General features: G+C 64.6%; 1 protein-coding gene. It reads left to right on the forward strand.

The features are described 5' to 3' along the window. The coding region (locus tag ACR9ZK_RS21880) for a DNA gyrase subunit A (protein ID WP_481344059.1) at positions 1–280 on the forward strand (280 nt) is incomplete at both ends.

Below are 280 nucleotides of genomic sequence, written 5' to 3' on the forward strand. Positions count from 1 at the left end.
CCAAGAAGCTGCCGTGGCTGGAAGACATCCGCGACGAATCCGACCATGCCAACCCGGTGCGGGTGGTGCTGGTGCCGCGTTCCAACCGCGTCGATGCCGAACAGCTGATGGGCCACCTGTTCGCCACCACCGACCTGGAGCGCAGCTACCGGGTCAACCTCAACGTGATCGGGCTGGACGGGCGTCCGCAGGTGAAGAACCTGAAGATGCTGCTCAGCGAGTGGCTGCAGTTCCGCGGTACCACCGTGACCCGCCGCCTCACCCATCGCTTGGAAAAGGT

Source organism: Monashia sp. HAY1-5C (genome assembly GCF_056755255.1).